14 protein-coding genes are annotated in these 20409 nt (G+C 53.8%); 13 read left to right on the top strand and 1 reads right to left on the bottom strand.

What is annotated here, in order from left to right; all coding sequences use genetic code 11:
* Positions 1 to 3: 3 nt before the first annotated feature.
* The 5 genes from ACLB09_RS17965 (at position 4) to ACLB09_RS17945 (ending at position 6746) form a co-directional block, all read left to right on the top strand.
* Entirely contained in the window at positions 4 to 1818 is a 1815-nt protein-coding gene (locus ACLB09_RS17965) for a sensor histidine kinase (RefSeq protein WP_410771230.1), read from the top strand.
* A complete protein-coding gene (locus ACLB09_RS17960; RefSeq protein ID WP_410771229.1) occupies positions 1815 to 3458 on the top strand; it encodes a response regulator in 1644 nt (547 codons plus the stop codon). The genes ACLB09_RS17965 and ACLB09_RS17960 overlap by 4 nt, the downstream gene beginning before the upstream one ends.
* 196 nt (positions 3459 to 3654) lie before the next feature.
* A complete protein-coding gene (locus tag ACLB09_RS17955) occupies positions 3655 to 4962 on the top strand; it encodes an ABC transporter substrate-binding protein (protein ID WP_410771228.1) in 1308 nt (435 codons plus the stop codon).
* Positions 4963 to 4992: 30 nt separating this feature from the next.
* Positions 4993 to 5871: a carbohydrate ABC transporter permease gene (locus ACLB09_RS17950; RefSeq protein WP_410771226.1), complete on the top strand. Its 879-nt coding sequence runs from the start codon at positions 4993 to 4995 to the stop codon at positions 5869 to 5871.
* Complete coding sequence (locus tag ACLB09_RS17945) at positions 5871 to 6746, top strand: carbohydrate ABC transporter permease (RefSeq protein ID WP_410771225.1); 876 nt, start codon at positions 5871 to 5873, stop codon at positions 6744 to 6746. Before ACLB09_RS17950 ends, ACLB09_RS17945 begins: the two co-directional genes overlap by 1 nt.
* Before the next feature lie 656 nt (positions 6747 to 7402).
* On the opposite strand, the gene ACLB09_RS17940 is transcribed toward ACLB09_RS17945, so the two are convergent.
* Positions 7403 to 8065, bottom strand: a complete 663-nt coding sequence (locus ACLB09_RS17940; RefSeq protein WP_410771224.1) for a YitT family protein — start codon at positions 8063 to 8065, stop codon at positions 7403 to 7405.
* An 801-nt stretch (positions 8066 to 8866) separates the two neighbouring features.
* Between ACLB09_RS17940 and ACLB09_RS17935 the strand changes: the two genes are divergently transcribed.
* The 8 genes from ACLB09_RS17935 (at position 8867) to ACLB09_RS17900 (ending at position 20398) form a co-directional block, all read left to right on the top strand.
* Positions 8867 to 9205 (top strand): DsrE family protein, encoded by a 339-nt coding sequence (locus ACLB09_RS17935; RefSeq protein ID WP_410771223.1) that lies wholly within the window; start codon positions 8867 to 8869, stop codon positions 9203 to 9205.
* A gap of 99 nt (positions 9206 to 9304) precedes the next feature.
* Positions 9305 to 10396 (top strand): threonine aldolase family protein, encoded by a 1092-nt coding sequence (locus ACLB09_RS17930; RefSeq protein WP_410771222.1) that lies wholly within the window; start codon positions 9305 to 9307, stop codon positions 10394 to 10396.
* Positions 10397 to 10603: 207 nt separating this feature from the next.
* Positions 10604 to 11608, top strand: coding sequence for an aldo/keto reductase (locus ACLB09_RS17925; protein ID WP_410771221.1), 1005 nt, complete (start codon positions 10604 to 10606; stop codon positions 11606 to 11608).
* Between the two features lie 518 nt (positions 11609 to 12126).
* On the top strand, positions 12127 to 15393 hold the full coding sequence (locus tag ACLB09_RS17920) for an RCC1 domain-containing protein (RefSeq protein WP_410771220.1): 3267 nt from the start codon (positions 12127 to 12129) through the stop codon (positions 15391 to 15393).
* 522 nt (positions 15394 to 15915) lie between these two features.
* Positions 15916 to 16635: a peptide-methionine (S)-S-oxide reductase MsrA gene (gene msrA / locus ACLB09_RS17915; RefSeq protein WP_410771219.1), complete on the top strand. Its 720-nt coding sequence runs from the start codon at positions 15916 to 15918 to the stop codon at positions 16633 to 16635.
* A gap of 158 nt (positions 16636 to 16793) precedes the next feature.
* On the top strand, positions 16794 to 17912 hold the full coding sequence (ald, locus tag ACLB09_RS17910; RefSeq protein WP_410771408.1) for an alanine dehydrogenase: 1119 nt from the start codon (positions 16794 to 16796) through the stop codon (positions 17910 to 17912).
* A gap of 127 nt (positions 17913 to 18039) precedes the next feature.
* Positions 18040 to 19461, top strand: coding sequence for a pyruvate kinase (gene pyk / locus ACLB09_RS17905; RefSeq protein WP_410771218.1), 1422 nt, complete (start codon positions 18040 to 18042; stop codon positions 19459 to 19461).
* Between the two features lie 124 nt (positions 19462 to 19585).
* Positions 19586 to 20398, top strand: a complete 813-nt coding sequence (locus ACLB09_RS17900) for an alpha/beta fold hydrolase (RefSeq protein ID WP_410771217.1) — start codon at positions 19586 to 19588, stop codon at positions 20396 to 20398.
* Positions 20399 to 20409: the final 11 nt, after the last annotated feature.

The raw sequence follows: 20409 nt of genomic DNA, 5'->3' as shown, positions 1-20409 counted from the left end.
GGCGTGAAACATTGGCGAAAATACATTGAGCGAAACCGTTGGAGCATTTCGAAGATTTTGAACACATCCTTTTTTCTGATGATTACGGTTCCGATCCTGCTCGTCACTTCGTATTCGGTGAGGTCGCTGAATTCCATTCTGTTGAACAATACGACGTCGCAGGCGATGCAGACGCTGGAACAGCAGTCGGACGGTTTTGATTCCAAAGCGCGCATGATCATCAATACCGTATCGGCCATTGCCAATGACGATCAAGTAATCTCGACGTCGGCAGCCATCCATAAAAACGACGGGGCCCTTAGTCAGTTTGATTTGCGGAAAGCGCTCGACAAGCAGTTGAACAATTATTTTCACTATACGCCCGATGTGGCGAGCGTGCTGTTTTTTTACAAAGATGAAGGTTCGTATGCCTACAAAAGAAACATGGATGTCGATGTGGCGGGGCTACGCCGCATGGGTTGGTACGAAGACACCGAAGAGCGGAAAAACAAGGTTCATCTTATGGGGATTCAGGAAAGCGCTTCAAGCATACCGGATGGCGAATATTACTTTACGGTGGCCGTGTCTCCGAAATACAGCACCTTATTTTACAATGTCGAGATGATCTATTGCGTGTTTCGTTCCTCCGATTTCATGGAACGGCTGGATGTGAGCGGCGGGGGCGGCGGAGACATTTACGTAGTGGGCCCGGAAGGCCAAGTGATGGCCTCGAATGACGACCAAGCGCTGCATGACGGAATGGGCGGATATGAATATCTGCAGCCGGCGCTTTCCGGCGCGAAGGGCAGTTACGTGAAGACCGTGAACAATGTGCAGTCCTATGTCATCTATACGACGTCCGATTTGGGTTGGAAATATGTCAAGGTCGTGCCGTACGAGCAAATTATCGATCAGGTAAAAAGCGTGTTCAGCAAAATCATTCTGTTCTCGGTGGGCGGGCTGATCGTGTTTTTGATCGCTTCCTATTGGCTGGTGCGCAGCATCGTCAATCCGATTATCCGGCTGTTTAAGGGGATGGCTTACATCAAATCGGGCAATTTGAAGACCCAGCTGGAAGCGTCGGGGCCGCTGGAAATTTACGTGCTCGGACACGCATTCAACGAAATGGTCGCCAATATGGACCGCTTGTTCGCCGAAGCCAAGGAGCAGGAAGACCAGAAACGCCTGGCGGAAATCAGGGCGCTCCAATCGCAGATCAACCCGCATTTTTTGCTGAATACGCTGAATACGATCAAACTGATGGCGACGATCTCCAAATCGGAAAACATCCAGAAGATGACCGACGCTCTGACCAAGCTGCTGTCGTCCACGTTTAATCGGGGAGGCATGTACGCGACGGTGGGCGAGGAGATTTCGCTGCTCGACGATTATATCCGGATTATGAAAATCCGCTACGGCGATTTATTCGATATTCATTACGAAGTGGATCCGGAAATCGGGCAGGCCTACATTTTGAAGCTGTTGCTGCAGCCGATCATCGAGAATGCGATCATTCACGGTTTGCACGAAAGGGAAACGCGCGGCAACATTTCCGTTTTCGGAGAATTGGGTGACGGCTGCTGCCGCTTTACGATCGAAGATGACGGAGTGGGCATCAAGGAAGAGGAACTTCCCTTCCTGCTGGAACGGAGAGTGAAGAGCAAAGAGAGCTTCAGCGGGCTTGGGATGAGAAACGTGCAGGAGCGCATCCGGCTCAATTACGGAGAGGCCTACGGACTCGAAATAACCAGCGTTTGGGGCGAAGGGACGAGCGTCTTGGTAGTACTGCCGTTATTATGGGAGGCGCCCCATGCTAAGGAGAAGGAGGAGCGGGAATGATCAGGGTGCTGCTGGTGGATGACGAGCCGATCGTTAGGATTGCCCTGAGGGAGTTGATTCCCTGGGAACGGTTCGGTTGCGAAATCGCGGCCGAGGCTTCCAATGGGCGGGAAGCGTTGAAACGGATTCAAGATGAAAGCATCGACTTGGTGCTGGTAGATATGCAGATGCCGCTCATGAACGGCATTGAATTTATGAAAGAACTTCGCGGCCTCGATGACGGCGGAGAGATCGTGGTTCTCGTTTTGAGCGCCTATTCCGATTACGGGTACGTGAGGGAAGCCTTTTTGTACGGTGCTTGCGATTACGTGATCAAAAACGATTTGGAGGAGAGTAAGGTATCGCCCGTGATTCGTAAAGCGGTCGATTTGATTCGGGCAAAGACGAGCGAAAGCGAACGAAAAGAGCAGGAGGCCCGTTCCATCCGCCAGAAGCAGCAGGAGCAGTGGCTGTTCCAGGCGGTGCAATCCGGTGGAGCCGAGCCGGACCCGGCGGTCTCCGTTCGAGGTGCCGACGACGGCCTGGAACAGTTTCGGATGTGGTGGGGCGATCGTGCAGGCTTTCGCCAGGGTATGGGCTGCGTCTTGCTTGACCGGGTGTACGGACGGCCGCTCGGGATCCAGGATCAGCAATCCCGGTTCGTGATGCACACGATCAGGCAGGTGGTCGAAGGGTACGGGCTGGAAATCGTAATGGCTCCGCTATCCGTGCTGGAGTATGCGGTGCTGGTGTTCGTGCCCGCCCGGCTTAGCGGCCAAGCCTTCAGAAGCCTGTTCACGGAGGTAATGCAAAAAGCGTTAAGCCATCTTCAGCAATACGTCAATGTCAACGGCGCGGTTGGACTTGCCGATCCGTCGTCGAACAGGCAGGACTGGGCCGGTCTCTACCGGCAGGCCATGCATTTGGCGCAGCTGCGTTTCTTTCGCGGGAGCGGGCAGGTGTTCTTTGCGGAAGCGATGCCGGTTTCCGCGGCGGAGGGCCATGCGCATGACGGGGTATGGAATATTCCCCGGCTGATTCGGGACATGGAGCAAGGGAATGCGGAATGGGAGCAGGAGTTGAACGCGGGTCTGAAGGTAATGACCGAAATGCGGCTTCTGTCCGTTGAGGCTGCGTTACAGCCTTACAAGGCATTGCTTTGGGAGCTTAGCTCGCTGTTGAGAGCCCAGGGGCTGGATTGGCGGCAAATTACGGATCAGGACGAACCGCCGGTTCGCCGGGTGGAGTACATGAACTCGATTGCCGAAATCAACGAGTACATCCTCACCCTCGCGGGACAGGCGGCTCGGGCCGTCCATCCCGCGTTCCGGGCGGCCGAGACGGTGCCGAGACTGGTGGACAAGGTGAAGCAGTGGATCGATCTCCATTACAATGAGCCTTTGTCGCTTACGGGCGCCAGCGAGATGGCGGGCATCAGCGAGAATTACTTGAGCAAGGTGTTTGCCAAGGAAATGGGCGAGACCTTTATCGAGTATGTAGCCCGGAAACGGATTGAAACGTCCATTCAGATGATGAAGAGCGGCATGAAGCTGTACGAAATCGGGGAGAAGGTCGGATATCCGAACCAGGGGCACTTTACGAAGGTATTCAAGCGGGTCACGGGCAAAACGCCGCTGGAATACCGGGAAAGCCTGCGATAACGAGTCGGATGCGCCATAAACGAAAGTGGATAGAAAGAGAGAAAAAAAGGATAAAAAGGAACAAGTGAAAGCGCATCCATCCTAGCTATAATGAACCATGAAAAGAACCTGAGCGATGCGAAACGCCCCTGAATGGCGGCGCTTTCATCCGCCGAACCGAGGCCAGGTTACTACCAAAATCACGGGAGGTCATAGTATGAGAACAAAAAAATGGGCAACCTTGCTGCTCATCTGCACGATGGTCCTGACGGCTTTATCGGGATGCTCCGGCGGCTCCGGCAAATCGGCGGAAGAGAACGGCGGCACCGCAAACAGCGGAGCGAAAGCGGAAAAGGTCACTTTAAAGCTGGCCATGTGGGACTCCAATAACGATTTTATTACCTTTTTGACCGAAAAAGTGAAGGAATACAGCAGCGTGAATCCCAACGTGAAGGTGGAAGTGGAATCGTTCAAAAGCGACAGCGATTATTTGCAGGCCATCAAGGTCAGAGCTGGCGGCGACGCGCTTCCGGACCTGATCGAGCTGAAGCCGAACTGGCTGGCCGATTTTAAAGAGCAGCTTATTCCGCTCGACGATCTCGGCGTCGTATCGAAAAACATTTATGCCAAAAACTACGCCGTGGACGGCAAAATTTTGGCCATTCCTTCGGTATCCTTCCCGGAACTGGTGTACTATCACCCAAGCGTGTTCGAGGAATTGAACCTGCAAGTGCCTACCACCTGGCCGCAGTTCATGGATCTGCTCAAAAAAATCAAAGACGACGGCAAATACATCCCTTACGCGATGGGCGGAAAAGATGCTTGGCCGGACTATCCGTTCAACGAGTTTCTGCCGCATATTATCTCCGATAAAGAGAGCTACTTGAGCGATCTTGCCAAGGAAGACGCTCCATTCGGAGAGGGAACCCCATTCTATCAAGGCTATACGCAAATCGCCGAAATGTATAATGCCGGCGTTATGGGCCCGGATCCGCTCGGAATCGGCGCCGACCAGGCCAACGACCTGTTCATTTCCAAACAGGCGGCCGTGATGGCCTCCGGTCTATGGTTCGTGCCTACTTATGAAGCCAAAGCCGGGAATCTGGACGATTTGGCCGCTTTTCCGATGCCTTACCGCCAAACCGAGGATACGCCGCTCAAACTGATGATGTTTACGGACCATTTTTACGGAATCAGCAGTTCTTCCAAGCACCAAGAAGAGGCTAAAGCTTTCATGGAATGGTTCTACTCGCCGGAAGTTTACAAGGAATATCTGAACGGTGCGCAGCTGGATACCGCCTTTGAAGGCGTCGAATCGGACGTTCCTTTTCTGAAAACGTTCTATGCCTCGAACCAGCCGGAGAAATTCATGTACATTCCGGGCGACGCGGCTTACACCGAGCTGTCCAACGCGATCCAACTGGACGTGAAGGCGCTGGGTCAAGAGATGATGGCCGGGAAGTCCGTGGACGAAATCGTGAAAGACCTGAATGCCAAGTGGACCGAAGCCAGAAAAAATAAATAATATGCCGCTGCTTGGAGGGACGTGGATGAGATGAACTACAACTTGCAGAAGAAACTTGTGATATTCGGCTTTTTGGCCATACCGGTCGGCCTGCTGATGCTGTTCCTCCTATATCCTACGGTCAAGCTGTTTCAATTCAGCTTGACCGACTGGAACGGGATTTCCAAGACGTTCAATTACGTCGGCTTCAAAAATTACATCGCCGCCTTTCAGACCGACGGCGTTTGGGATGCGCTCGGAAACAATCTGCTCTATTTTATTATGCATCTGGTATTTATTCCGCTTGAAATCTCGATCGCGGTTTTGCTGAACAACAAAATCCGGGCCAGCCGTTTTTTCCGGTCCATGGTGTTCATGCCTTATATCCTGAACGGCGTTGCCGTGGCCTATATTTTCAGCTATCTGTACAACCCGATCAACGGGCCGTTTAACGCGCTGCTGGATTTGGTCGGACTTGAAGGCTTGATCCAGAACTGGCTCAGCGATCCCGGCGTCGTCAACTATTCGCTGGTGGCCGTATCGCTCTGGCGGTTCAGCGGGTTCCACGTCATCCTGTTCCTGGCCGGGCTGCAGTCGGTGCCTTACGATCTCTATGAAGCGGCTACCATCGACGGAGCCAACGGCTTCCAGAAATTCAGATACATTACGGTGCCGGGCATCAGCCGGGTCATCGAAATCGTATTGTTCCTGAATGTGCGCGGAGCGCTCCAGGTGTTCGACATTCCGTTCCTGATGACCCAAGGCGGTCCGGGGACAGCCAGTACCACGTTTACCGTGTACACGATCCAATCGGCGTTTAAATACAACAACTACGGGCTTGCTTCGGCGCTCGCCGTCATGCTGATGCTGATGATCATCATCTTCACCCAGCTTCAAGGCAAGCTGTTCGGCGGGAAGGAGGACAACTGATGAAGACCGCTCCGGCAACTCCCGCCGCCACGGGCTACCGGCCTTCGGTAGGGCAAAAATGGTGGACCACCTTAGGAATCTACTTGCTGTTCGGCTTGATCAGCCTGGTCGTCCTGTTCCCGATTCTGATCAATGTGTTTACCGCGTTCAAGACGGGTCCCGAGTTGATGAAGACATCTCCGCTGTCGCTTCCCGAGTCCTGGCAGTTCGGCAATTTGAAGACGGCGTTCGAGACGGGCAATATGCTCGTCGGGTTCCGCAATACCGCGGTTCTCGTGGTAGTCAGCGTCATCCTGAATACGGTGTTGGGTTCCATGACCGCCTACATTTTGAACCGGTTTAATTTCAAGCTGAAAAAAGCCATTATGGCCATGTTCATGGTCGCGATGGTCATCCCGTTTTATACGACGGAGGTCTCCCGTTTTCAGATCATCAAGTCGATGGGGCTGTATGACACGATCTTTGCTCCGCTCTTGATTTACGCGGGAACCGATCTGCTGCAAATCTTTATTTTCCTGCAATTCATCGAAAAGATTTCCAGCCAGCTCGATGAGAGCGCCATGATCGACGGAGCCACGTATACCACGATTTTCCGGAAAATCATCTTCCCGTTGCTGCTGCCGGCTTCGGCCACGCTGGCAATCATTAAAGCGGTGGATATCATGAACGACATGTATATTCCGTACCTGTACATGCCTTCGAAAGGGCTGCATACGCTGTCGACGGCGCTAATGACCTTCGTCGGCCAGCGGTCTTCGGATTTCGGCCAGCTGTCCGCGGCGATTCTCATCGTGCTGCTGCCGACCATCGTGATTTATCTGCTGCTGCAGAAATACATTTTCGCCGGCATCGCCGAAGGCGCGGTGAAAGGCTGACCATTTTACTAAAACAAGCTGCTCAAGGATGGAAGAATGAATCCTTGGGCAGCTTGTTTTGCTGTTTCGCCGAATTCTCTCTCCTTTCTCTTTTCATTGGACAAAATCCAATCAGGCGGGGGAATTCGGGAAAATTATTGTACTTGATTGGACAAAATCCAATCATGACTCGGGATTTTGGGCAGCTGATGTCAAATTGAGCCGTTTTGGCTGGATTTTATCCAATGAAGCGGCTTGAAGGCATGAGTTTGCAGGGAATGGTTGTAATTTTTCCAACCAAGTTGGTACAGGGCTGGTGCGGGAAGAAACCGGGGGTGGATCCGCTACGCTAGGTTCCAGGAATTGATGAGTTACTGAGTTACTGGGATGGTCGGAGTTACTGTGGAGGCAGAATGTGTATGGAGTTAGGAGTTATTGGGATGGTCGGAGTTACTGTGAAGGTAGAATGCGTATGGAGCTAGAGTTACTGGGATCGTTGGAGTCGCTGTGAGGTAGTGTGTATATGGAGTTGGAAGCTATTGGGATCGTTGGAGTATATGGTGCGCTGTCGGAAGCTACGGATTGACGAATTTGCCTAATCGGGTAAGGGAAGTTGAACGTCGGGCGGATTATGGACAGGGGCACCACTTTTACAGGCGATTGCGAAATCAGCGGCTTCAGCGGCCTCTTTTTCCGCGCCAGGCGTAAAGGGGTCTTGCCGGAAAAGAGGTGCTGTATAACCAGCTCACGATGCTGGTGGAGATCCACTGGCAAAGAAGGGCCTGGACAATAATCATCCAGTCGATGACGCAGGCCGTGAGGATAAAGATCGCCCCGTTCATCCAGAACAGCGTTTTGCCTGGATCGAAATGCTTTTGCCTGGACAAGGCAAGCGCCGCAAACCCGATGCCTCCGTTGGAAAAACGTTGGGTTAATAAAACGGCGATGCCGATTCCGAGCAAGACCGAACCGGCCAGCAGATCGAACCAAACATTGCCGAGCGGGCTGTCGAAGTAGACGCCGAAAATATTAACGGACACCGAAGTGGTTGTGATCACGCCGATCGTGCCGACGGTGCTGACCGTTCCGAGAAACGGGATCGCGGTCAATAGAAACAGAAAGTTCATCAGCCAGAAGCCGATGCTCATGGGGAAGGAAAACCAATGGTTCAGCAGCAATGCGAGTCCCCCTGCCCCGCCGGGAGGGATGGCATGCGGAAACAGAAATACGCCCATGCCGAATCCCTGGATGACGGAACCGGCGATAATTAGAGATGCTTTCAGACAGGATCGGCGAAAAAGATAGGCCTTCGTTCTGCTAGATAAGAGATTCACAAGCATCGCGTCCTTTAAGGAGTATATAGGGAAAGGCGTTGTTCCGTCAGATCACCCTGTCCCTTCTTCTCCCAATTGTATGCTTGTCAGCAGGCGGGAATGCCATACGTTTCGCTCGAACATCCACTCCAGAGGCCAAAAATTCTAACGGACATGACAGCCCTTAAAGTGTTCAAAACGGCTGCTTTCCGAATCTAACGGACACCAGAGCCCTTATTGGTAGCAATTTGCTTCAAATTGATGCCCAACGAGGAGATTAAGGTCTCCTGTGTCCGTTAGATTTATAAAGTCACGGATTTCAGGTCAATAACGTCCGCTGTGTCCGTTAGAATTTTTTTGATCATCAAACCGCCGGTCATTTGCCCAATGAAATTCGTAACAACGGAATGCGGGATGCGAGCAATGTTACCTGGCCCAGCTATATCTTTCCGCGCCACAGCACCACAATCGCCATTGGTTGATTCAAGTAATTTATTTACTGGAGCACCCGATACGCTCATTTCATTACAGTTACTTTAAACGCGCGGAAGGAAGTATGACTGGGAGAATAGATGACCCACAATTAAGTAGGCTAATCCTAAAGTTTCTTAAGCGCTGTGGAAGGAAATACGGTAAAACGCTAGAATCAAATAGCAGAGCAACAGCAGACAAAAAGCGTGCAAGGTAAGGTGAATCATTCGAACCAGTTGGAACCACATTGTGGGATACATAAATGCAAATCTTTCATCTTTACGGTGAATCCGACAACCAGGTAAATATCTCGAGTTTTTAATAATGAACTATATCCAAATAACGGAGGAAAGCGGCATGAAGGAAAAAGTGATCTTTTTGACGACGGACAGTATGGGAAATGGGGATCGGGAGCTGGGAACGCAGCTATTGGAAACCTTTTTTACGCTTTTAAAACAACAGGAGCCGCTTCCGGCGGCGGTGTTTTGCGTTAACAGGGGCGTGCTTGCGCTTACGGAGCAATCTTTTGCTTCCTTGCATCTTCGGGAGTTGGCCGCTCAAGGCGTACCCGTACTGGCCTGCGGGACTTGCGTGGATTATTACGGGATTTGCGACGAGATGACTGCCGGGGAAATTTCGAGCATGGGACGTTTTATGGAGTTGGCGCAGCGGTACGAGATTGTTACGATTGCCTGAAGAAGTGATAGAATAAGGTTACTGTGTGTGGATTTCTGTTCAAAGCGGGAACGGGAAAAGGGAAAAGGAAAAAGGGAAGAGGAAAAGGAGCAAACTATTATGAGCGGTCAACAAACTCTAGCGGAAACATTTAACCGGACTGCTTACCGCCTGTCGGGCCAGGGTCCGAGAAACGTGGAAGTGTTGAAGACGGTATTGGAGCAAGTCGATGGAACGACGGAGAGCGATACTTACGGCAAAGGCCGGGTCATTGAAGAGTTCCAACAGGAGATGGCGAGCTATTTGGGGAAGGATACGGCGGTATTTTTTCCGAGCGGGACGATGGCGCAGCAAATTGCCTTAAGAATCTGGTGCGACGACAAAAATCTCCAGCAAGTGGCGTATCATCCGTTGTGCCATTTGGAGATTCATGAAGAGGACGGTCTGAAGGAGCTGCATGGCATTAAGCCGGTATTGCTTGCCGATAAGGACCGTTTAATCACGTTGGAAGACGTTACGAATCTGGAGGAGGATATCGCCTGCCTGCTGTTGGAACTGCCGCAGCGAGAAATCGGGGGGCAATTGCCCGAATTCAGCGAACTTGAAGCGATCTCCGCTTACTGCCGGGAGAAAGGCATCAAGCTGCATCTGGACGGCGCGCGGTTGTACGAAATTTTACCTTACTATCAAAAAACGGCCGCAGAAGTCTGTGCATTGTTCGATAGTGTTTACGTTTCCTTTTACAAAACGATCGGCGGGGTTGCCGGAGCGATTCTGGCGGGGGATGCGGCCTTCACCGAAAAGTCGAAAGTGTGGAAAAGACGGCACGGCGGCGATCTGATCAGTCTGTATCCGTATATCTTGACCAGCGGGTACTATTTCAAAGAACGGATCGGCAAAATGGATCAATACTACCGTGATGCCATCGTGCTCGCCGAACGATTCAACCGGTGCCACAGCGTTGCTACCCGGCCCCTCGTGCCCGTATCCAATATGTTTCACGTCCATTTCGAAGTTCCGAAAGACAAGGTAGAGCCGGTGTTGATATCGCTTTACGAGGAATATGGGATCGGCATCACCGGGAATCTGAGAGATTTTGACGGGGGAACAAGCTATTTCGAACTTAGTGTAGGAGACATGTATCGCAATGTACCGCATGATAAGCAGGATGCAATGTTAAGGATGCTGGACGCGAAGCTGCGCGAGATTTAGGGCAAATGAAGAAAAGATGGCCTCTTAAGTAAGGAACCAAGGGGTCGTCTTTTTTTTGATTTTGGAGTTATCCAATAAATCATATTACATTATGACATATAAAAGTAACATGCGGTCATTCCATATTCTAATGGTCTTGGCATATAATCATTCTCGAAAGAGACGGGCCCTCTTATTTTATGACATAAAAAAGGCAGGTTGATATATATGCCGTATCATGCGGATGACAAGCGTTACGAGCAAATGATTTACAACCGCTGCGGTAAAAGCGGCATCAAACTTCCGGCGATATCGCTGGGGTTGTGGCAAAATTTCGGGGGCGACAAGCCTTTTGAGAATTCCCGGGCGATGATCACGACCGCATTCGATCTCGGAATTACTCATTTCGATCTCGCCAATAACTATGGACCACCGGCCGGATCGGCGGAAGAGACATTCGGGCAGGTGATGAAAAAGGATCTGCGGCCTTACCGGGATGAGCTTCTGATCACCACGAAAGCAGGCTACTATATGTGGCCCGGACCGTACGGGGAATGGGGATCGCGCAAAAACCTTCTCTCCAGCCTGGATCAAAGCCTGAAGCGGATGGGGCTGGATTACGTGGATATTTTCTACCATCACCGTCCGGACCCGGATACGCCTTTGGAGGAGTCGATGGGCGCGCTTGCGCATGCCGTGAAAGCCGGAAAGGCGCTGTATGTGGGGTTGTCCAATTACGGGCCTGAAGAAACCAAGCAGGCGGCGGAAATATTGAAACAACTCGGAACGCCTCTATTGGTGCACCAGCCGAATTACTCGATGTTGAACCGTTGGATTGAACAGGGGTTGCAGGAAGTTCTCCGGGAAGAGGGAGCCGGATCGGTAGCCTTTTGCCCGTTGGGCCGGGGACAATTGACGAATAAATATGTCCGCAAACTGGAGGAAGAGTCCGAGTCCAAGTCGCGGACCTTGAAGCCGGAGGCTGTCACGGCGGAGCGGATCGGGAAACTCCGCAAACTGGAGGCGATCGCCGAGCGCCGGGGACAAAGCCTCGCGCAGATGGCGTTAACCTGGGCATTGCGGGACGGAGGCGTAACTTCCGTGATCATCGGGGCCAGCCGGGTAAGCCAAATCGAAGAAAACGCCGCTGCCGTCCATCAACCGCCATTAACTGCGGAGGAACTGCGGGAAATCGACGAAGTCATGCACGGGATCGGGGATTTTCCTTGGTAATCAAGCTCCCTTTTGCTCCGCAGAAATTCTAACGGACACAGGAGCCGTTAAAGTAGGCGAAGCCGACTTTTTGAACGGCTAACGGACACAGGAGACGTTATTCTCTAAAAACGGTCACAAAATGTGGTGTTTTGGCAGGATTAAGGTCTCTGGTGTCCGTTAGAATTCAAAAAGAGTAATTTTAGGCCGTTTAGCGTCTCTGGTGTCCGTTAGATCAAAGTGTTTGGCGCTCTGATCTGATCTGATAGTAGTAAATACTGAGTTGGGCGGGAAGGCGGATGAACAGTACCATAGTAATGCAATAGCTCTTTTTGCGCTTTTATCGCGGACAAATTCGAAATAAAGTCCTTTCATAAGTAGGACAATAAGGAAACCAGGCTGCCGGACCCCGGCGGTCTTTTTTCTGCGCCAAAATACTCCCTTTTTCGCGCTTTGTTAACTTTAGTTAGGTTACAGGATTCGGGCCGATTTTTACAATAGAAGGGATGGAAATCTAGAGGAGAAGGGAGAACAGCTTCGTGAAATGGAAGAGGATATTCAAGCTGGCCTTGGCTGCGGCATTGTTCAGTACAACCGTGGCCCTGATGGCGCCATTAAGCCCGGTGCGTGCGGAGACGAAGGCCGCATCTTCTTTGAAACCGGTGTTTCTTGCGTCGGGAACGGACCATATGCTGGCGCTCCTGAGCGATGGAACGGTCCGAGCTTGGGGAGTCAATTATACGGGACAGCTGGGTACCGGCTCGACCCAATCTTTTAACTTTGCTATGCCGGTGTATCAGCAGGTCGGCGGAAAAACATCTTTGTTGAGCGATGTGACCGCACTGGCTGCCGGAGCCCAGTTTTCCGTCGCGCTGAAGAAGGATGGAACCGTCTGGACCTGGGGCGCCGATCTCAACGAGGAGCTCGGAAGAGATACGGATGGGTATTGGTCCACGTACGCAGAAAAGGTGGAAGGCCTTCCCGAGATTGCGCAAATTTCTTCGGGAGACGCACATACGCTGGCTTTGGCCGAGGATGGAACGGTTTGGGCTTGGGGGATTAATTTTAACGGACAGGCGGGGGATGGAACATCGGGGAATATGAATTATGCGAAGTTGCCTGTCCAGGTGAAAACTGCAGCAAATGCTTATTTAACCGATATTGTTAAAGTTCAAGCCGGGCAGTTTCACTCGCTTGCCTTGACAAAGACCGGGCGGGTTATGGCTTGGGGGGCCAATCAGAACCGGCAGCTCGGGGATGGAACGGGGACCTCCCGCAGTTATCCGGTCGTCGTAACCGTCAATGACGGTTCGCCGCTGGATCATGTCGCTCAGTTGGCGGCAGCGGGCTATCATTCCTTGGCGATCAAGGATGACGGTACCTTGTGGTCCTGGGGGTTCAATTCAACGGGGGAATTAGGACTTGGCCATTACAACATGCAAAGTCGGGCACAACCCGTGCTGGACGAAAACGGAGACCCTTTCGGAAACGTAACGGCTATCGGGGCCGGGCTGCTTCATTCCGCGGCTTTGCTTGGGGACGGAAGCCTTTGGACTTGGGGAGGCAATACGGGTATTTACGGAGACATAAGGTACCAGCTCGGCAGGGACCAGACTGCGTCGAATTCCCCGGTGCCGAAACCTGTGCTTGAGACAGAAGACGGGGTGAGCCGTGCCGAAGGATTCGTACAGGTTGTGGCAGGAAGCATGCATACTTCGGTCTTGAAAGCGGACGGATCGATCTGGGCCGTGGGAGGCAACAATTTCAATCAGATTGGCGGCAATCGGACGGAAGAGGCCCTGCCGAAGCTGTCCCAAATTACGCTGGCTAATTTGTCGGGTACTTATTGGAACGGAGGAGCTACAGGTTCGTCGCCGATCGGGGAAAAGGCGGAAGTAACCTTGCAGCTCGCGGATTATTGGGGCAACCCCGTTACGGTCGGAACCGACACTGTAGAGATGGTCGCCGATGGGCCGGGCGCGTTAGGTCCGGTTACTTATACCGGGGACGGCAAATTTACCGCGGAGCTGGAGCCTTACGGACTCGGAAGCGTGACGGTGTCCGCCAAAATTAACGGCTTGGCCGTGCCAGGCGAGCTGGCCTGGGACATTACTTCCGCAGCTCCAGATGCGGAGAAGTCTTCGCTAATCGCGGCGCCGAGCACGGCGATCGCGGACGGGAGCAGCTCCGTCAAGCTGAAGCTGGAGCTGCGGGACCGCTTCGGCAACGCCTTGACGCGCAGCGGAGGCGCCGTGTCTTTTGACGCCTCGTTCGGGGACGTCGGTCCGGTGACGGAGACGTCGTTTGGCGTTTACGAGGCGGAGCTCGCTTCGCGGCGGACGGGAACATCAACGGTGCAGGCTGTCTTGAACGGCCAGCCTTTCGGGCTGGAGGCGAAGGTTAAATTCACGGCGGGCGCCCCGGACAGCGCGCACTCGATCCTGAGCGCCGACGTTACGCGGCTGCCTGCAGATGGCAGCAGCGTGGCGACGGTTACGCTGCACGTTTACGATGCTTTGGGCAACGCGCTGACGGAGAGCGGGGGCCCGCTAGTATTCGAAAGCGATTTGGGGCAATTAAGCACGGTCACCGAGGGGGTGTACGGGATTTATACTGCGAGTTTAAGCTCGTCCATTCCCGGGTTGGCGACGGTAACCGCTTTGAAAGAGGGAGCTCTCATGGCCAAGCCGCTCGTGATTGAATTCACGCCGCTGCTGGTGGGCCTGGAGTTCGGCGTACCTACTTACAAAGTAGTTGCCGGGAAAACGGTACAAAGTGAAGTGAAGGCCGCCTATTCTAACGGCGATGTAGTTCCGGTTACTCGGGACAGTGCGCTGACGGTGAGTGATCCGGCGCTGGCCATCATAAGCGAAGGGGGACTCGTCACGGGAGTTTCACCCGGCAGCACAGTAATCAGGGCAACTTACGAAGGGCTGACGGCAACGGCGGATCTTACGGTGCAAGCCGCTCCGCCGGACCCGGGGACCAACCCCGATCCGGGCACGAATCCGGGAACCGGCACGAACCCCGGCCCAGGCCCCGGAACCGGTACGAACCCGAGTCCCGGCTCGGGCCCGGGGACTGCCCCGGGACAGGGCGCCGGAACTGACGCCCCTGAGACCGGGGAGGGTCCTGGCAGCGGCGGCTCCGGTCCGGGTACCGGAGAACCGGGCGCGGGAGGGCCGGAAGACGGTCTCCCGCCGGCGGGATCCGTCTTCACCGACGCGGCCGGCCATTGGGCCGAGGCCGACATCGGGCGCGCCGTGCGCGAAGGCCTCGTCACCGGTTATCCGGACCGGACGTTCCGGCCGGACGCCGGCGTGACGAGAGCCGAGTTCGCCGCGCTGCTCGTGCGGCTGCTCGGACTGGGCGATGATGCCGGCGCGGCATCGGCGACATCGGCATCCGCGAGCCCGGCCGCTGCGGCGGCGGACCGTCAGGCATGGCCCGCATGGGCCAGCGGCGCCATTGTCTTAGCCATGGAGACCGGCCTGATTGAGGGCTACGAAGACGGAACCTTCCGGCCGCATCGGCAAATCACGCGCTCCGAGATGGCGGTCATCCTCGCGCGAGCCTTGTTGGCCGCGCCGGGCCGGCAGCCGGTCGCGGTTTCGCCCGACGCCGATCCGCTACTTCCGTTCGGGGACCGGGAGGCAGTGCAACCTTGGGCTGCCGAAGCTTACCGGCAGCTGATCGCGGAGCAGCTGCTGCTCGGCGACGAACGCGCCCTGCTGCGGCCGAAAGCGCAGCTCACCCGGGCCGAAGCGGTGACGATGTTGCTTCGCTTCAAGCAGCGGAGCAACTAACCAATCCAAAAAACTGCCGAACGCAGACATGAAGCGTTCGGCAGTTTTTATATGGGAAGAAATAACTGGGTTTCCTCTAGTTATTTTTTCGCTATTAGGGGGGTCCGGCAAATTAACTGGAAAACCTCCATCTAATTTTTGTGCTATATATAAAATAAGCGAAAATTCGCAAAATTACTGTAGGTTTTCCATTTAATCACATGAAAACGTGAATATTGCTTAAATTAACGGGAGGTTTTCCAGTTAATGAAGAGAGACACGCCGGAGAAGGCGCAACAACAAGCGCAGCAGCCATTAACGCAATCACAGCCACCAAGGCCAGCGGCGCAACCCTTACCGTCACAGCAAATCGTTCCTTCCGATTCAGTTACTTTAAATAAGCCGCCCACCAGTCGAGCATACCCATCAATATCGTCAAACCCGTCAAACCCGTCAAACCCGTCAACTAACTTCCCGAAGAATGCCGGAAATTGTGGCATTTACGGCCATGCCGGAACAACTGCCCGAACGGATGAAAATGCCTTGCAAAGGTACAGTTCCTCCATTCATAGTCCTATAGCTTCCATCCAAAGTCGTGCTGCCTCCATGCCCCTGCCAACTTCCTTCGTTCCGGAAGCAAAACGGCAGACGGCTACGCTGGGGATGGGGTGCTTTTGGTCGCCGGAGGCCTTGTTCGGCCAACTTCCGGGAGTAATTCGAACCCGGACCGGCTACGCCGGGGGATCAACGGAAAAGCCGGAGTACCGTAGAATGGGAGATCACTCGGAAACGGTCCAAGTGGATTACGATCCCGGACAAATTTCTTACGAGCAGATATTGAAGGTGTTCTGGGACAACCATAATCCGGTGAATATTAATGGATATAAGGGGCGCCAGTACTTGTCCCTGTTGTTGTTCCATAATCGCGAGCAGGAGCTGGCCATCCAAAAATTGATCAGTCAACGCATAGAAAACGGTCATAACGAGCCGGATACGGAAATTGCGCCGTACACTGCTTTTTATCCTGCCGAGGAAAGGCATCAGAAATATTACCTGAAACGATTTCCTGATGCGATAGACAAGTTAAGGCAGTTGTATCCCGGGTCGCATGATCTCGAGAGTTCGACGATTGCAGCCAGATTAAACGGGTTGGCGAAGGGCTACACCAGTATGGAACGCATCAAGTGCGAGCTTGAGCATTGGCCAATAGGTGCTGCAGAGCGCAAACGACTATCGGAACTCATCGGGAAAATCCGGTGGTGACCGGATAACGCCATTCTTTCGCGGGAAACCTAGTTTTGGCAATCATGTGTAGCGGTGCCGGAATATACTGATTACATGCAAAATGAGAAGGCTTAGGAGTATTCGGGTAATAAGGAAAGAAGGAACTTAGTCTAGGGATTAAAGGGACGGTGTCGCAAGTGATTATCGGGGTACCCAAGGAAACGAAAAATAACGAGTACCGGGTCGGAATGACACCTGGTACGGTGGTGTCCTATGTGCATGCCGGACATCGGGTGCTGGTGGAGACCGGGGCCGGACGGGGAATCGGGTTTGCGGATGAAGACTATTCCGCTGCCGGGGCGGAGATTGTAATGACCGCCGCGGAGGCGTGGTCGGCGGAGATGGTGGTCAAAGTGAAGGAGCCGATCCCGGAGGAGTTTGCCTTCTTTCGGGCAGGCTTGATCTTGTTCACTTATTTGCATCTTGCGCCTGAACCGGAGTTGACGCAAGCGCTTGTTCGGCAGGGGGTGACGGCGGTCGCCTACGAGACGATTCAACTGAATGACGGGCGTCTGCCGCTGTTGATGCCGATGAGCGAAGTGGCGGGGCGAATGTCGATCCAGATCGGAGCGCATTTTCTGGAGAAAGCCCACGGCGGAAAAGGGCTGCTGCTGGGAGGCGTACCCGGGGTGGAGCCGGGAAAAGTGACGGTGATCGGCGGCGGCATTGTCGGAACCAACGCGGCCCGGATGGCCGTCGGCCTGGGCGCAGAAGTGACGATCATCGATTTGAGCGCGGAAAGGCTGCGCGAGATCGATGAACTGTTCCGAGGACGGGTCAAAACGCTCATCTCCAACCCGTTTAATATCGCCGAAGCCGTGCGCCGGGCCGACTTGTTGGTGGGGGCCGTGCTAATTCCCGGCGCGCGGGCGCCGCGGCTCGTGACGGAGGAGATGGTCAAGAGCATGTCCCCCGGTTCGGTCATCGTCGATGTGGCGATCGACCAAGGGGGTTCCATTGCGACGATCGACCGGATCACGACGCATGACCAGCCCGTCTACGAAAAGCACGGCGTCATCCACTATGCGGTCGCCAACATGCCCGGAGCGGTCGCCCGGACTTCCACCATCGCGCTGACGAACGTTACTACTCCCTACGGCCTCCAGATCGCCGACAAAGGCTGTCGAAAGGCAGCGCTTGACAATAGGGCTTTGGCGAAAGGCATCAACGTGATGGGGGGGCTGATCACCTATCCGGCCGTCGCGGAAGCGCAAGGTCAAGAAGCTGCCGACATTTTCGCATTATTGGGAAAATAAGACGAAAGGCAGGCGTGCAGGACAGGATCATCCTTAGCGACATTCGACGAGCAGCAGGATTAAGAGTCGGTCAAAATATCACAGACACCATCGCCAGCACCAATCGACCAAGGAGGGATTTCATTTTATGTTGCGGACGAAGATCATTTGTACACTGGGACCGGCGTGTGACCGGCCGGAGACGTTGAAAGAAATGATTCAGGCGGGGATGACCGTCGGACGGCTGAACATGGCCCATGGAGAACCTGAGGAGCATGCGCGGCGGATAGCAGGCGTCCGTCAGGCGGCCAGAGAACTGGACACGTTTATTCCGATCATGATGGATATCAAAGGGCCCGAGGTGCGGATCGGCAAGCTAAAAGAAGCCTTCTGTCAATTGATCTCAGGCGAGGAACTCGTTCTGACTACGGAGGAGGTCGAAGGCGATTGCACCCGGATTTCGGTCAATTATCCGGAAATGCCTCGGGTCGTCCATGAGAACGACCGGATTTTGATCGATGACGGTCTGGTGGAACTGCGTGTCATCTCGGCAACGGACAAGGAAATCCGATGCCGGATTATCAGCGGAGGGACGCTCAAACCCCGCAAGGGCGTCAATCTGCCGGGCATTAAGACGACGCTGCCGGGCGTAACGGAGCGGGATATCCGCCATATCGGCTTTGGACTGGAGCACGATATTGAAATGATTGCAGTGTCGTTTGTAAGAAAAGGTGACGATATCCGCGAAGTCCGCCGGATTCTGGAGGGGCGCGGCGCAGGCCATGTGCAGATTATTTCGAAAATTGAGAATGAGGAAGGCATCGAGCACCTGGATGACATCCTGGAAGCTTCGGACGGTATTATGGTGGCCCGCGGGGACCTCGGGGTTGAGGTTCCGGTCGAAAATGTTCCGATGATGCAGAAGGAAATGATCGACAAGTGTAACCTTGCCGGCAAACCCGTCATCGTGGCTACGCATATGCTGGAGTCGATGCAAGTCAACCCGCGTCCGACGCGGGCCGAAGTCAGCGATGTTTATAACGCCGTCATGCAGGGGGCGGATGTCGTCATGCTGTCGGGAGAGTCCGCCGCCGGCAAGTACCCCGTCCAGTCCGTCCAAACGATGGCCAGAGTGGCCCATCAGGCGGAAGAAACGATTGATTACCGGGAGCAATTCGACCGGAAAAGAGCGCAGCACGCCACCGACATTACGGAAGTCATCAGTCAGAGCGCGGTCAGCGCCGCTTTGGAATTGGATGCCAGGGCGATTATTACTTCCACGGAGAGCGGATTTACGGCGCGGATGGTATCCAAATACCGCCCGAAGGCGCCGATTTTGGCGATAACGCATGATCGACACGTTCTCTCCAAAGTGTGCCTGCTTTCGGGGGTATTTCCGTTCCAAGGCGAATCCGTGTCCACTACGGATGAAATGTTCGAGTCGGCCATTCAAACCGCGCTTAAGACCGGTTATGTAACCCCCGGAGATACCGTGGTGCTTTCCGCCGGGCTTCCGCTCGGACAGGCAGGGACGACGAATCTGATCCAGATCCAGCAGGTCAAGCCTTAAACGGAGCGAAGTACTTTTCTTTTTCTTGTACGATTCAACGGGGGGCCCATGGGTATTCACCTATTTCCTTACGCCTGCGTATTTTGTTTTGATGGGATATCAATGAAAAACGGAGGATACAACAATGGGTTACTATGTGCAGGTTGAGCCTGGCGTAAGAATTTATGTGGAGGATATAAACCCGGGCGGAAATAAAACCATCCTGTTTGTCCATGGGTGGCCATTGAGCCATAAGGCTTACGAATATCAGTTCAATGTGTTGCCTGGAAAAGGGTACCGGTGCATTGCGATGGATACCCGAGGGTTCGGTAAATCCGATAAGCCGTGGGAAGGATATAACCTGAACCGGATGGCGGACGATGTGAAAGGCGTGGTCGATGCGCTCGGATTGAGGAATTTCACGTTGGCGGGGCATTCTTACGGAGGGGCGACGGTCATTCGTTATATGGCCCGGCATCAGGGACACGGGGTATCCAAGCTGGCGCTATTTGCCGCGGCGGCGCCCAGTCTAACGCGCAGACCGGATTTTCCGTACGGAATGCCGAAAGAAGATGTGACGCAAATCGTGAATCAGACCTTAAATGATCGGCCGAATATGCTGCGGGGACTTAAGGAACTGTTCTTTTTCCAAAACATTTCGAATGCGTTAGGGGATTGGTTTTTCGATATCGGGCTTCCCGCGGCAGGTTATGCTACCGCTAAAGTAGCGATTTCCTTTAGGGATGAGAGCCTCTTCTCGGACCTGGGCAAAATTTGCGTGCCTACGCTGATTCTGCACGGCATTCACGATAAGGTATGCTATCCCGAGCTGGCCGTGGCGCAAAAAGAAGGGATTCCGGACGCCAAGCTCGTCTGGTTCGAGTTCAGCGGGCACAGTTTGTTCTATGAGGAGCGCGACAAGTTTAATAAAGAGCTCATGGAATTCATAGAGGGATAGGAAGATCCTAT

Source organism: Fontibacillus forbon (assembly GCF_046559655.1).
GTDB lineage: Bacteria > Bacillota > Bacilli > Paenibacillales > Paenibacillaceae > Fontibacillus.
Note: the sequence above shows the minus strand (reverse complement) of the source record. Positions and strands in the feature narration are given on the sequence as shown.